Origin of the sequence: Streptomyces sp. NPDC088387 (genome assembly GCF_044753385.1) — a bacterium.
Taxonomy (GTDB): domain Bacteria; phylum Actinomycetota; class Actinomycetes; order Streptomycetales; family Streptomycetaceae; genus Streptomyces.
Map to the genome: position 1 here is coordinate 124,272 of NZ_JBIVNC010000001.1, position 12,657 is coordinate 136,928.

At 73.4% G+C, this 12,657-nt stretch carries 12 protein-coding genes; 7 read left to right on the plus strand and 5 right to left on the minus strand.

The window, feature by feature from the left end; genetic code table 11:
- Positions 1-30: 30 nt before the first annotated feature.
- Positions 31-825, minus strand: a complete 795-nt coding sequence (locus ACIQAC_RS00545) for a methyltransferase domain-containing protein (protein WP_402186912.1) — start codon at positions 823-825, stop codon at positions 31-33.
- Positions 826-1,056: 231 nt separating this feature from the next.
- Between ACIQAC_RS00545 and ACIQAC_RS00550 the strand changes: the two genes are divergently transcribed.
- A complete protein-coding gene (locus ACIQAC_RS00550; RefSeq protein ID WP_402185685.1) occupies positions 1,057-2,184 on the plus strand; it encodes a magnesium and cobalt transport protein CorA in 1,128 nt (375 codons plus the stop codon).
- 64 nt (positions 2,185-2,248) lie between these two features.
- Here the strand turns inward: ACIQAC_RS00550 and ACIQAC_RS00555 are convergent, their stop codons facing one another.
- From ACIQAC_RS00555 to ACIQAC_RS00565, 3 genes are all read right to left on the minus strand, one after another.
- Positions 2,249-2,677, minus strand: coding sequence for a CBS domain-containing protein (locus tag ACIQAC_RS00555; RefSeq protein WP_402185687.1), 429 nt, complete (start codon positions 2,675-2,677; stop codon positions 2,249-2,251).
- 186 nt (positions 2,678-2,863) lie between these two features.
- A complete protein-coding gene (locus tag ACIQAC_RS00560) occupies positions 2,864-3,496 on the minus strand; it encodes a uridine kinase (protein ID WP_402185689.1) in 633 nt (210 codons plus the stop codon).
- A complete protein-coding gene (locus ACIQAC_RS00565) occupies positions 3,430-3,759 on the minus strand; it encodes a hypothetical protein (RefSeq protein WP_402185691.1) in 330 nt (109 codons plus the stop codon). The genes ACIQAC_RS00560 and ACIQAC_RS00565 overlap by 67 nt, the downstream gene beginning before the upstream one ends.
- 64 nt (positions 3,760-3,823) lie before the next feature.
- Between ACIQAC_RS00565 and ACIQAC_RS00570 the strand changes: the two genes are divergently transcribed.
- The 3 genes from ACIQAC_RS00570 (at position 3,824) to ACIQAC_RS00580 (ending at position 6,855) form a co-directional block, all read left to right on the plus strand.
- Positions 3,824-4,513 carry a DUF2293 domain-containing protein gene (locus ACIQAC_RS00570; protein WP_402185693.1) on the plus strand — a complete coding sequence of 230 codons (690 nt, stop codon included), beginning with the start codon at positions 3,824-3,826 and terminating at the stop codon, positions 4,511-4,513.
- 162 nt (positions 4,514-4,675) lie between these two features.
- Positions 4,676-5,155: a DUF1772 domain-containing protein gene (locus ACIQAC_RS00575; RefSeq protein WP_402185694.1), complete on the plus strand. Its 480-nt coding sequence runs from the start codon at positions 4,676-4,678 to the stop codon at positions 5,153-5,155.
- A gap of 212 nt (positions 5,156-5,367) precedes the next feature.
- Positions 5,368-6,855 carry a glutamate synthase subunit beta gene (locus tag ACIQAC_RS00580; RefSeq protein WP_402185695.1) on the plus strand — a complete coding sequence of 496 codons (1,488 nt, stop codon included), beginning with the start codon at positions 5,368-5,370 and terminating at the stop codon, positions 6,853-6,855.
- A 95-nt stretch (positions 6,856-6,950) separates the two neighbouring features.
- On the opposite strand, the gene ACIQAC_RS00585 is transcribed toward ACIQAC_RS00580, so the two are convergent.
- The gene (locus ACIQAC_RS00585) at positions 6,951-7,475 is read right to left on the minus strand and encodes a carboxymuconolactone decarboxylase family protein (protein WP_402185697.1); all 525 of its coding nucleotides are present in this window, start codon (positions 7,473-7,475) and stop codon (positions 6,951-6,953) included.
- A gap of 47 nt (positions 7,476-7,522) precedes the next feature.
- Between ACIQAC_RS00585 and ACIQAC_RS00590 the strand changes: the two genes are divergently transcribed.
- The 3 genes from ACIQAC_RS00590 to ACIQAC_RS00600 all read left to right on the plus strand — a co-directional run bounded on the left by ACIQAC_RS00590 (position 7,523) and on the right by ACIQAC_RS00600 (position 12,636).
- Positions 7,523-9,025 (plus strand): PLP-dependent aminotransferase family protein, encoded by a 1,503-nt coding sequence (locus tag ACIQAC_RS00590; RefSeq protein WP_402185698.1) that lies wholly within the window; start codon positions 7,523-7,525, stop codon positions 9,023-9,025.
- Between the two features lie 384 nt (positions 9,026-9,409).
- Positions 9,410-11,617, plus strand: coding sequence for a PEP/pyruvate-binding domain-containing protein (locus ACIQAC_RS00595; RefSeq protein ID WP_402185699.1), 2,208 nt, complete (start codon positions 9,410-9,412; stop codon positions 11,615-11,617).
- Positions 11,614-12,636: a hypothetical protein gene (locus ACIQAC_RS00600; protein ID WP_402185701.1), complete on the plus strand. Its 1,023-nt coding sequence runs from the start codon at positions 11,614-11,616 to the stop codon at positions 12,634-12,636. The genes ACIQAC_RS00595 and ACIQAC_RS00600 overlap by 4 nt, the downstream gene beginning before the upstream one ends.
- The last annotated feature ends 21 nt before the right edge of the window (positions 12,637-12,657 follow it).

The window sequence follows — 12,657 nt, forward strand, 5'->3', positions numbered from 1 at the left end:
CGGAGGAAGGCAGGTCGATGGGCAGCCGGTTCAGGCCTTTCGGCCCCAAGCCGAGATCATCGGGGCCGTCGCCACGTCCAGGGTGCCCGAGGCGACGTTGGCCAGGTGGCGGTCGATGTCCTCGTCCGTGACGAGGTCCGCCTTGACGAGCTGGTCGCGGACCTGGCGGATGGTGGCCGACTCCAGGACCGAGCCGGCGGGTGAGGCGAGCGGGAAGGAGCCGTCGGCCTGCACGTGGTGCAGACCGGCCTCGCGCAGCAGCCTCGGCAGGGTGCGGCCGTAGGCGAGGTCGGCGCCGCGGTCGGCGAGCAGGTGGCGCACCGCCTGCCGCATCCGGTTGGCCAACTGCTGCTCGGGACCGTGCTCGTCCGGGCACGCCAGGGGCTGGAGCCCGGGATCGGCGTCCTCGACGAGGAGCCGGCCGCCGGGGCGCAGGGCGCTGATCATGGAGTGCAGGGCGCGTTCGCGGTCCGGCACATGGACCAGGACGAGCCGGGCGTGGACGAGGTCGAAGCCCTCTCCCGGCGTCCGGTCCTTGCCCACGTCGTGGCGTCGCACCTCCACCGGCGGACGGGCGGCGGAGCCGGTCCACGAGACGTCGATGTCGGTGGCGAGCACCTTGCCGGTCGGGCCGACCTTCCGGGCCAGCCAGGAGACGACGGAGGTACCGCCCGCGCCGACCTCCCAGCAGCGCCACCCGGGTCCGATGCCGAACCCTTCGAGGTGCCGGAAGGTCGTGGGGTCGAAGAGCTTGGCGAGGGCCGTGAAGCGCTCCCCCGCCTCCGCCTGCCGGTTGTCGAGGAGATAGCCGTCCGGTCGGATCATGGCGCGAGTCATGTGCCGATCATCCCAGTTGTTCCGGTTGTCGGCGGTGGGCGACGCTCCGGTACGACGAGATGTCTGCCCGGCGGGCTGGCCGGGCACCTTTGTCCACAGGCGGGAACAAAGCGGAATCCGCCCTATCCACAGGCTTATCCGATCCCGACGGGGTCCTGGCAAACTGGCTCGACAGGGCGCGGAAACGCGGTTCGGGGGAATCCACGCAAGGAGATCAGGATGTCCATGGCAGGGAATCTGCGGAAGGTCACGAGCTTCGGCGCCGTCGACGGCCTCCGCCGGGTGGCTCGCATGGCGCGGCGGCACAAGCGTGTCGACCTGAGCCACCCCGCCCGGTCCCCGCTGGGCTCCTCGGTGGTCAACTGCGTGGCCTACGAGGAGGGCCGCCGTGTGCCGACCTGTGTGAATCTGGTGGACGCGGTGGAGCGGGTGCGCAAGACGGGCGAGGGGTTCGTCTGGCTCGGGCTGCACGAGCCCACGGCCCAGGAGTTCGCCGGGATCGCCGAGCTGTTCGACCTGCACCCGCTCGCGGTCGAGGACGCCATCGAGGCCCATCAGCGGCCGAAGGTGGAGCGGTACGGCGACTCGCTGTTCGCGGTGTTCAAGACGGTCTGCTACGTGGAGCACGAGGAACTCACCGCGACCAGCGAGGTGGTGAACACCGGCGAGATCATGGTGTTCGTCGGACACGACTTCGTGATCACGGTGCGGCACGGCCGGCACGGCTCGCTGGGTCCGATGCGGGAAGAGCTGGAGGCCGCGCCGGACCAGCTGGCCAAGGGGCCGTCCGCGGTGCTGCACTCGGTGGCGGACCACGTCGTCGACGAGTATCTGAACGTTGTGGAGTCCGTGCAGGCGGACATCGACCAGGTCGAGATGGACGTCTTCGCGACGAACGGCGCCCGGGCCGACCCCGGCCGTATCTACCAGCTCAAGCGTGAACTGCTGGAGCTGAAGCGGGCGGTGGTGCCGCTGGGACGGCCGCTGCAAGAGCTGTCCGACCGCACGGCGCGGGTGGTCGACACGGAGATACAGGCGTACTTCCGCGATGTCTCCGACCATCAGCAGCGGGCCACGGAGCAGATCGCCGCGTTCGACGAGCTCCTCAACTCGATTCTCCAGGCGCATCTGGCGCAGGTCACGGTGTCGCAGAACGAGGACATGCGGAAGATCACGGCCTGGGCCGCGATGGTCGCCGTGCCGACGATGGTGTGCGGTGTGTACGGAATGAACTTCGACTACATGCCGGAAACGCACTGGCGCTATGGCTACGGCATGGTGATCGGGCTGATATCCGTCGTGTGTGCGGCGCTGTACCGCGGCTTCCGGCGCAACGGGTGGCTCTGACGGCCGGCCGGCGGACGGATCCGCCGGCCGTGGTCCGAAGCCGTTCGGTGCTCCGCGCCGGACGTCAGCGCGTCATGCTCCTCGCGTAGACGCGTTCGGCCCAGGAGGCGATCTGGTCGTCCGTCAGATGCTGCGCCAGGTCGGCCTCGCTGATCATGCCGACGAGACGTTTGTTGTCGATGACGGGCAGTCGCCGGATCTGGTGCTCCTGCATCTCGTGGATGACCTCGCTGACGTCGGCGCCGGCCTCGATCCAGCGGGGTGTGCCCTGGGCCATCTCACCGGCGGTGACCTTGGCCGGGTCGTGGCCCATGGCCACACAGCCGACCACGATGTCGCGGTCGGTGAGGATGCCGCAGAGCCGGTCGTTGGGGTCGCCGATGGGCAGGGCACCGACGTTGAGTTCACGCATCAGCTGGGCGGCGCGGTCCAGGGTCTCGTGGACGGGGATCCACTGGGCGCCGCGATGCATGATGTCTCCGGCAGTGGTCATGAAGTACCTCCCGGTGCCGGACGGCCGGCGCGGCGCGAGACGCACCGCTAGTCCCGGCGCCCTTCATTCTCGCCGCGACGCCCGGCGAACGCACCCGGAGCGGCCCGCCCGCGAGGAGCGGCCGGCGGGGGCCCGGTGGCTCCAGGAGTGGACGGGCCGCGGGGATCAGGACGCCGGGGGCGGCTCTCAGCCGCTCCATGCCGGATGGCGCGGGTCGTCGGCGCGGACGAGGACGTCGGCGGTGGCGGCGGGGTCGGTCTCGTCCTCGTAGCGCTCGAAGGCGGGGAGCGTCCAGTGGTCGGCCTCGGGTGTGCGGCGGCGCAGGGCGCCCGGGGAGAGCAGGACGTGGACGGCCAGGTCGAAGGGGAACCAGTGCCGAAGGAGGAGGGGGCCGTGCAGCAACAGGATTCCGCCGGGCGGGAGTTGGACGTAGGGGGTGCGGGTGGCGCGGTCGGTGACGGGGTCGTGCAGGTCGGGAAGGACACGGCCGGTGCCATCGGGTTCCAGCGGGCCGAACACCTCGCGCCACAGGGCGCCGGTGTCGAACCAGCCGTCGTAGTAGGCGTCGACGTCCCGGTGACCGTGTTCCAGGCGCAGCGAGGCGGGGCGCAGGAAGCCCTCGGTGCCGACGGCGAGCGCGAGCCGGCCGCGGACGCGCAGCGCCTCCCGGACCAGTTCGGCGAGGTCTCCGGGGCGGGCCGCCGGGGCACCGTCGAAGGCGATCCGGGGCCAGGGGCTGCCGTCGTCCGGTGTCAGGTCGAGCAGCCGGTCGGCGAGCTGGTCGCCGAGCCGTTCCCACGTGATCGCTTCGAATCGCACACGGCCATGATGCCGGGCGGGGCGGAGCCGGCGATCACCGGTCGGCCGCCGCCGGCCGGCGTCCGTCGAGCGCGGGGCGGGGCCTCGGAGTGGATCCCGGTGGTGGGCGGGAATGAAGCGGGTATGGCAGTTCCCGCGACTTCCCGGACGTCCGGCAGCACGTCCACGACGTCGACCACGTCGGGCTCGTCCACACCATCCGTCACGTCCGCGCCCACGCCGCCCGCGTCCGCCATGCCCTCCGGCTCCTCCGGGTCCGCCATGTCCTCCGGCTCCTCCGGCTCCTCCAGCTCCTCCGGGTCCTCCGGGTCCTCCGGGTTCGGTGCGATGCCGGCATCCGCGCCCAGTAACGGGCTGCTCGTCTTTCAGCCTCTGAAGCGCAAGCGGTGTGCGGCCTGTGGCCGGGGGCCGTTGCCGATGCTTGTGCTGGAGGACGCCGCGCCTCGGTGTCTGGACTGCGCCGACCTCGGCCATCTGGTGTTCCTGCCGCGCGGCGACACGGCGCTGACCCGCAGATCCCGGGAGGAGAGCGGCCTGTCGGTGGTCGTGGTCCGGTTCAACCGGCGTCAGTCGCGCTACGAACGGCAGGGTGTGCTGGTCGAGGAGGCGGCGCTGGTCCGGGCCGAGGCGCGCTGTCTCGCGGACTCGGAGGCCCGCAGACGGCGCCGGGTGCGGGACGCGGCACGGCGCGCGGCGCAGGACCTGCGCTTCACGGACGCGTTCGCGCGGGAGATCCGCCGGCTGTTCCCGGGCTGCCCGCAGGACCGCGCGCTGGAGATCGCCGCGCATGCCTCACTGCGGGGCAGCGGGCGGGTGGGCCGAAGCGCGGCGGGGCGGGCACTGTCGGAAGGGGCCGTGATCTCGGCGGTCGTGGCGTCCGTGCGGCACGTGGACACGCCGTACGACCGGCTGCTGATGAGCGGGGTGTCGCGGTACGAGGCGCGGCGGCGGATCGCACCGACGGTGGAGACCGTACTGAGGGCCTGGCAGGGGGCGGGAGCGGCTTCGGCGGGGTGAGGCGGGGCTCCGGTTCAAGGGACGGGCGCGCCCTCTGGACGCTCACGTATGCCGTCGCGCCGCTCGGCCATGGCAGGTGGCCCGTGAGAGGCATTGACTGGTGGTGACGGATGAGGGGCCGGGTGGGACCGGCTCTCCGAAGCAGCGGACGTGGGAGTCGACATGATCGAGGGACCGTACTTCGTGCTGACGGTGGCGGGTGTGCTCGGCACCGGCCTGGTGGCGGGGGTCTTCTGCGCCTTCTCGACCTTCGTGATGCGGGGCCTGGCCGCGCTGCCGCCCGCGCAGGGTGTCGCCGCGATGCAGTCGATCAACGTGATGGCGCTGAAGCCGGCGTTCATGACCGTGTTCGGCGGTACGGCGGTGCTGTCCGTGGTGATAACGGTGGTGACGTTCGTGGTGTGGCCGGACGAGGGGTCGGTCGAGCTGCTGGTCGGAAGCGCGCTGTATCTGTTCGGTACGTTCGGGCTGACGATCGTGGCGAACGTGCCGCGGAACGACGCCCTGGCGAAGGTCGAGGCCGGTACGGCGGAGGCCGCCTCGTACTGGTCGGTGTACGTGCGCGAGTGGACGGCGTGGAACCACGTCCGCACGGTGGCCTCCGGGGCCGCGGCGATCTCGTACGTGCTCGCCATAGCCTGACCGGCCACCGGGTGGCGGCCGAGGAGTCGTCGCCGGTGGCCGACGGCCGTATGGTGGCCGAAAGAGCCCCCTCGCTCCCCCTGGCTTCCCCTCGCCCCCTCCTCTCCGCGCTTCCCCCTCATCCCCGCCCCGGACGCGCCCCCCTCTCCGTCGTCCCTTTCGTCGGTCCGTCGGCGCGCTGCCCGTCACCCCCGTACACAAGGAAGACGGCCATGGCAGATCCCAAGGGATTCATGACGACGCCTCGGCAGGAGTGGCCGCGCAGGCCGGTCGGGGAGCGGGTGCGGGACTGGGACGAGGTGTACGTCCCGGGGGCGTTGCTGCCGATCATCAGTGCGCAGGCGGATCGGTGTATGGACTGCGGGGTCCCGTTCTGCCACGAGGCGTGTCCGCTGGGCAATCTGATCCCCGAGTGGAACGACCTGGTCTCGCGCGAGGACTGGCGGGCGGCGGCCGACCGGCTGCACGCGACGAACAACTTCCCGGAGTTCACGGGAAGGCTGTGTCCGGCGCCTTGCGAGGCGGGGTGTGTGCTCGCGATCAACCAGCCCGCCGTGACCATCAAGAACGTGGAGTGCGCCGTCGCCGACCGGGCGTGGGCGGAGGGGTTTGTGCCGCCGCGTCCGCCCGACCGGCTGTCCGGGCGGACGGTCGCGGTGATCGGGTCCGGGCCGACCGGGCTGGCCGCGGCACAGCAGCTCACGCGGGCCGGGCACACGGTCGCGGTGTACGAGCGGGACGACCGGCTGGGCGGGCTGATGCGGTACGGCATCCCCGAGTTCAAGATGGAGAAGCACCATCTGGAGCGCAGGCTGGCGCAGATGCGGGCCGAGGGGACGAAGTTCCGTACGTCGACGGTGGTCGGGCGGGACGTCCGCGCGGACGAGCTGCGGGCGCGCTACGACGCCCTGGTCATCGCCACCGGGGCCACCGCGTGGCGGGAACTGGACGTACCGGGGCGGGAGTTGACCGGCATCCATCAGGCGATGGAGTATCTGCCGCCGGCCAACCGGGTGTGCGAGGGCGATCCGGCGGTGTCCCCGATGTCGGCCGCCGGGAAGCACGTGGTGATCGTCGGCGGTGGTGACACCGGGGCGGACTGCCTGGGCACGGCCGTACGGGAGGGGGCCGCGTCCGTCACGCAGCTGGACATCTACGCGCAGCCGGGTGCCGAGCGCGACGAGGACGTCGAGCCCTGGCCGACGTACCCGAAGATCTACCGGCTGTCGGCGGCGCACGAGGAGGCCGGTGAGTTGCGGACGGCACCCGCGGCGAGCGCCGACGCGCGGCTGTTCGCGGCGTCCACGCTGCGCTTCACCGGGGACGCCGAGGGGAGGGTGCGGTCGTTGCACCTGGTCGAGGTGGATGCCGGGCGCCGGCCGCGGCCCGGTTCCGGGCGGACGCTCCCCGCCGACCTGGTGCTGCTCGCCCTCGGTTTCTCCGGGCCCGACCGCGCGGACGGGCTGGTCGACCAGCTGGGGCTCACCATGGAGCCGCGGGGCACGATCGCCCGGGACCGGGAGTTCGCGACGAACGTCCCCGGCGTGTTCGCCGCCGGGGACGCGGCCCGCGGTCAGTCCCTGATCGTGTGGGCGATCGCGGAGGGCCGGGCGGTCGCGGCGGCCGTCGACCGTGCCCTGACCGGCAGTTCGACGCTGCCGGCGCCCATCTCACCGCACGACCGGCCGATGACGGTCTGACCGGCGGGCGGCGGTCCGACCGGGAGGGCGGCGGTCCAACCTGAGGACGGTGGTCCGACCGGCCGCCGGCGGTCCGACCGGAAGGCGGCGGTTCTTCAGGCCCGCTCGTCCGTGCCCGCCGCCTTGCCGGTCGCCAGGGCGATCCGGTTCCACGTGTTGATGGTGAGGATCAGGGCGATCACGTGGGCCAGTTCCTGGGCGTCGAAGTGGTGCACGGCCTCGGCGTAGACGTCGTCGGGGACGCCGCCGTCGGCGATCAGGGTGACCGCCTCGGTGAGGGCCAGTGCGGCCTGTTCCCTCGGGGTGAAGAAGTGCCGGGCCTCGCGCCACACGGCGACCAGGTGCAGCCGGTCCTCGCTCTCGCCGGCCTTGCGGGCGTCGTTGGTGTGCATGTGCAGGCAGTACGCGCAGTGGTTGAGGTGCGAGGCGCGGATCTGGATGAGCTCGACGAGGGCGGGGTCGAGGCCCTCGCGGGCGGCGGCGTCGAAGCCGACGACCGCGCGGAAGACCTTGGGCGCGGCCTTGGCGAAGTCGATGCGGGTCTTGTCCGCGACGGAGGTGGAGGTGGAGGTGGGAGGGGTCGTGGTGGCTGCGTCGCGGGTGATCGTGTTCGTCGTCATGACTATGAATCTATGGGCCGGAAAGACCGGCTGTAGGGTGCAATCCCATGGCGGAATCATGGGTCAATTCGGCGGAGCGGATCGGCGCCGACCTGCATGTGGAGCTGACCGGGCCGGGTGGGCGGCGGGCGGCGTTGATCGAGGCGCTGCGGGACGCCGTACGCAGTGGGCGGCTGCCTCCGGGCACCCGGCTGCCGCCCTACCGTTCGCTCGCCGCGGACCTCGGGGTCGCCCGCAACACGGTCGCCGACGCGTACGCGGAACTGGTCGCGGAGGGCTGGTTCACCGCCCGGCAGGGGTCGGGCACCCGGGTCGCGACGGGGGTGGCCGAGCCGCTGCGACACGCCGCGCGGATCCCCAGAAAGGGGCCTCCACGCGCGCGTGGACCACAACACGACCTGCGCCAGGGGACGCCCGACGCGTCGGCGTTCCCGCGGGCGGCCTGGAGCGCCTCCTACCGGCGGGCGCTCCAGCAGGCGCCCAACGAGGCGTTCGGGCCGGGTGACCCGGCGGGCCGCCCGGAGCTGCGGCAGGCGCTCGCCGAGTATCTGGCACGCGCGCGTGGGGTGCGTGCCGAGCCGGACCGGATCGTGGTCTGTTCCGGCTTCGCCCACGCCCTGCGGCTGCTCTTCCAGGGGGTTGCACGTGATCCGGGTGCGGGGCGGGGCCCGGGTGCGGGGCGGGGCCCGGGTGCGGGGCGGGGCCCAAGTGCCGGGCGCGGTGGGAGCGTTCTGCGTGGTCCGCTCGCCGTGGAGGAGTACGGCCTCGGCTTCCACCGCGAGTTGCTGGCCTCGGCGGGTGTACGGACGGTTCCGCTGCCGCTGGACGAGGACGGCGCGCGTGTGGACCGGCTGGAGCGGGAGCGGGCCGTCCTGCTCACGCCGGCCCACCAGTTCCCGACCGGCGGCCCGCTGCACGCCTCGCGCCGCGCCGCGGTGGTCGACTGGGCACGCGCGCGTGGCGGGGTGTTGCTGGAGGACGACTACGACGGCGAGTTCCGCTACGACCGCAAGCCCGTCGGCGCCGTGCAGGGCCTCGACCCCGAGCATGTGATCTACGTCGGCTCGGTCAGCAAGAGCCTGTCGCCCGCGCTGCGGCTGGGGTGGATGGTGCTGCCCGAGCGCCACGTCCCGGCCGTACTGGCGGCCAAGGGCGAGCGCGAGGCCTGGGCGAGCGTCCTCGACCAGCTGAGCCTCGCCGACTTCCTGACGTGCGGCTCCTACGACCGTCATGTGCGGCGTATGCGGCAGCACTACCGCGGGCGCCGTGACCGGCTCGTCGCGGCGCTCGCCGAGCAGGCGCCGCACGTCGCCGTCACCGGTGTGGCGGCCGGGCTGCACGCGGTACTGCGGCTGCCGCCGGGAACCGAGGCGTCGACGGTGAAGGCCGCCGCCTGGCAGGGGGTGGCGCTGGACGGCCTGGCCGCGTTCCGGCATCCGGCGGCCCGGACGCCGGCGGAGGACGGGCTGGTGGTGGGGTACGCGACACCGTCGGAGCACGGGTACGGGGCGGCGCTGGAGGCCCTGTGCGGGGTGCTGCCGCCGGGGTAGGCGGGGGACGGAGCCCGCCCGGAGGACAGGGCGGTGCGGTCTCTCTTCCCCCGTGCCCCCAGTACCCCCGTCCTACAACCCCCGCAGCACACCCCCACCCCCGTCTCCCCCCTCCGCATGAGGACGGAGCCCGCTCCCACCCCCGTCAGGAGGAGCTCCGGGATCACTCCTCCTCCCCGCGCACGAAATCGTGCCGTGCGCGGCCGGTATGTGTCCTGCACCCGACATGAAATCGAACCGCGGTGGGATCATTCCAACAGGAGGCACGCAGTCGTCCGCCGTGATCCGGCTCCCGGCCGCCGCCCCCATCCTTCGTTCCGTCGTCAGGCGCAGGGCCACCCCCGCGCGTCCCCCCTGGTTGGCGGCCGGTCCTGGAGGGTGTTGATGACGACGCTCCACGAACGTCACGGAGAGGGTGCCCGCGAAGGGGACGGGCCCCGGCGGTTCTCGGGCGAGGCGGGCCACGCGGTGGTCCCCCTCGATCAGCCGACCGCCGCACTCCCCCTGCTCGCCGGTTCCAAGGCGGCCAACCTCGCCCGCGCGGCCCGCGCCGGACTGCCCGTGCTCCCGGGGTTCGTGATCCCGTACCGGGCGCTCGACGACACCGCGGCCCTGCGGGACGCCTGGCGGGAACTGTCGGCGGACGGCTCACGTTCCCTTGTCGTACGGTCCTCTTCACCCCAGGAGGACACCCAGGAGTCGTCGCTGGCGGGCCAGTTCGCCTCGGTGCTCGACGTACAGGGGTGGCAGCACTTCCGCTCGGCGGTGCGGACGGTGCTCGACTCCGCGCGGCTGTCCGACGGGGTGACCGCGCCCATGGCCGTCCTGGTGCAGCCGATGCTCACGGCCCGTGTCGGCGGAGTGCTGTTCGGCGCGGATCCGGTGGCGGGACGCGCCGACCGGATGCTGGTCAGCGCGGTCCGGGGCGGCCCGGACAGTCTGGTCGGCGGGGAGCAGGAGGGCACGAACCACTGGCTGAGCGCGCACGGGCGGATCCTGCGCACGGAGCCGGACGGGGCGGACACGCTGCTCGACCGGGACCAACTGCACCGGCTGGCACGGCTCGCACGGCAGGCCCGGCGGGTGTTCGGCGGGCCGCAGGACATCGAGTTCGGTTTCGACGAGGGCGATCGGCTGTGGCTGTTCCAGAGCCGGCCGATCACGGCGATGGCAGCCCGGCCGAGCGCGTCCGCCCGGCTGCTCGGTCCGGGGCCGGTCGCCGAGACCCTGCCGGGACAGCTCGCGCCGCTGGAGGAGGATCTGTGGGTGGCGCCCATGGCCCGTGGGCTCGCCTCCGCGCTGGACATCGGCGGCACCGCGCCGCGCCGGCTGCTGCGCACGGTGCCGGTGGTGACGACGGTCGGCGGTCGGGCCGCCGCCGACCTGCGGCTTCTCGGCGCCGCTCCGCCCCGGCGGCGCTGGCTGGCGCTGCTCAATCCGGCGCCGGGCGCCCGCCGGCTGGGCGCGGCCTGGCGGGTGGGGCGCCTGCGCGGGGTGCTGCCGGGTCTGGCCACGGACCTGGTGGCGGACGTCGACCGGCATCTCGCGAAGGTCCCGCCGCCCGGTGAGCAGACCGCCCCCGAACTGCTCACCGCCCTGCGCTGGTCGCGGAGCGTCCTGGTCTCCCTGCACGCCCAGGAGGCCCTCGCGGGCGCGCTGCTGACCGAGCCGGCGCGGAGCCGTACGGCGGCCGGAGCCGCCCTCACCACCCTGACCCGGGCCCGCGCTCGCGGCGTACCGGACGAGCGGGTGGTGGCCGAAGAACCGGTGGTACTGGCCCTGTTGACGCCCAGCCTGAGCGGATGGCAGGGGCTGCCCGCGACGGCGGGGGGTGCGGCTGAGACGGCCGGAAACGGAGCGCGGCCCGCACTCCCGCCCTCTCGGACGGATCTCCCGGGACCACCCCTACCGCGTCACCAGGCCGACCTCCCGGGACCACCCCTACCGCGTCACCGGGCCGACCTCCCGCGACCGTCCCTCCCGCCGCACCGCACCACCACCAGCCCCGCCCCCTCCCTCCCACCCCGCGAAGCGCTCCGGCTCCGCGTCCGATGGGTGCAGGAGTTGCAGGTCCGGCTGGTACGGGAGGGCGCCCGGCGGATGGGCCTCACCATCGACCGGGCGGGCCTGCTGAACTGGCCTGAGTTCGTGACGGCGTTGCGCGGCGGGCCCCTCCCGGCCGGTATGCACGAACGGCTGCCGCAGCCCCCGTCCGCCCCGCTGCCGGACGCGTTCCGGCTCGCCGACGACGGCACGGTCGTGGCCGAACGCCCCGCGGCCCAGGGCGACGGAGGCCGGGGCGTCTCCGGCGGACGCGCGGTCGGGACCGTCTGGGACGGCACCGGCACCCAGCCCCCGGACGCCGTCCTCGTCGTCCGCACCCTCGATCCCGCGCTCGCCCCACTCCTGCCCGGTCTCACCGGCCTGGTCGCGCAGACCGGCAGTCCGCTGTCCCATCTGGCCGTCCTGGCAAGGGAGTTCGGCCTCCCCACGGTCGTCGGGGTCGCGGACGCCGTCGACCGGTTCCCGGCCGGCGCCCGGCTCACCGTCGACGGCACCAACGGCGACGTACGCGTGGGAGGTGCGGCATGAGGCGGCTCTCCTACGTCTTCGCCGGCCTGGCCGCGGCCGGCGCCGGGACGTATCTCGTGGTGTACCTCTACCGGTGGCAGTGGCAGCGGGCGGTCCTGTCCGGCGTACTGCTCCTCGTGGTCGAGGTGTTGCTGCTCGGCCTGGTCCTCATGGGCCGCATGACACGTATCGAGCAGCGTGTCCGCGACAGCGACCGGCGGCAACAGGACGTCCTGGCCCGGCTGCGCGAGCCCCCGGAGCCCGAACTGTCCGGCCGGTTCCGCTGGTTGGAGGAGCGCGGCGACGGCACGTACGTCTTCGTACCGGTCCTCATGGTCACCGGCGTGCTGCTGTCCGGGCTGGCCTGGGTGGTGCAGCGGGTCGCGTCGGCGACGGCCCGCCCGGCCGCGGAACGCCGTCTCGCGGGCCGCCTGGCCGTCCTGGCGGCACCCGACCCGACCGCGTCACGCGACCCACTCGACCCGTACGCCGACGACGACCCGTATGCCGAGGACCCGTACAACGCGCACGGTCCGTACGGCTCATACGGAAAGGCGGACCCGGCCTCCTATCCCGATATCCCCTCCCCCGCTGCCACCCCCCTCGACGACCTGCCCCCTGCCGTCCCCCACCGCTCCCCCGCCCGCACCGCCCGCACGGTGACCGTCGGCGTCCTCGGCGCGGCCCTGCTCGCCGCACTCGTGGTCGGGCTGGCCGATCTCACGCAGACGCGGGAGGAGCGGGCGGACGGGAGTGTGGCCACGTCCGTGCTGCTCAAGGTGGACATGCGCGGGGCCGGCGGCACGGCCGAGCGGCGGTCGCTGGCCGCGCGGCAGGTGTGGGAGAGCTGCCGGGACTCCACCTCCGTACCGCTGCGGAACGCGACGCTCGGCGATCTGCACGACGGCACGTTCGCCGGGGTCGTCCGGCCCGCGCTCACCCCGCACGACCGGATGCGGCTGCGCGGCTGTCTGGAGGACGCGACGTTGCAGCGCACACACCTCACCGTGATGGGCATCGGGAACACCGGCGGCAACTGACGCGGGACAGCGCGAGAGCAG

Bases quoted from the DNA above. Each gene is read 5' to 3' on its own strand.
- ACIQAC_RS00545 (WP_402186912.1), bottom strand. From the start codon at position 825: ATGATCCGACCGGACGGCTATCTCCTCGACAACCGGCAGGCGGAGGCG.
- ACIQAC_RS00550 (WP_402185685.1), top strand. From the start codon at position 1,057: ATGTCCATGGCAGGGAATCTGCGGAAGGTCACGAGCTTCGGCGCCGTC.
- ACIQAC_RS00555 (WP_402185687.1), bottom strand. From the start codon at position 2,677: ATGACCACTGCCGGAGACATCATGCATCGCGGCGCCCAGTGGATCCCC.
- ACIQAC_RS00565 (WP_402185691.1), bottom strand. From the start codon at position 3,759: ATGGCGGACCCGGAGGAGCCGGAGGGCATGGCGGACGCGGGCGGCGTG.
- ACIQAC_RS00570 (WP_402185693.1), top strand. From the start codon at position 3,824: ATGCCGGCATCCGCGCCCAGTAACGGGCTGCTCGTCTTTCAGCCTCTG.
- ACIQAC_RS00575 (WP_402185694.1), top strand. From the start codon at position 4,676: ATGATCGAGGGACCGTACTTCGTGCTGACGGTGGCGGGTGTGCTCGGC.
- ACIQAC_RS00580 (WP_402185695.1), top strand. From the start codon at position 5,368: ATGGCAGATCCCAAGGGATTCATGACGACGCCTCGGCAGGAGTGGCCG.
- ACIQAC_RS00585 (WP_402185697.1), bottom strand. From the start codon at position 7,475: ATGACGACGAACACGATCACCCGCGACGCAGCCACCACGACCCCTCCC.
- ACIQAC_RS00590 (WP_402185698.1), top strand. From the start codon at position 7,523: ATGGCGGAATCATGGGTCAATTCGGCGGAGCGGATCGGCGCCGACCTG.
- ACIQAC_RS00595 (WP_402185699.1), top strand. From the start codon at position 9,410: ATGACGACGCTCCACGAACGTCACGGAGAGGGTGCCCGCGAAGGGGAC.
- ACIQAC_RS00600 (WP_402185701.1), top strand. From the start codon at position 11,614: ATGAGGCGGCTCTCCTACGTCTTCGCCGGCCTGGCCGCGGCCGGCGCC.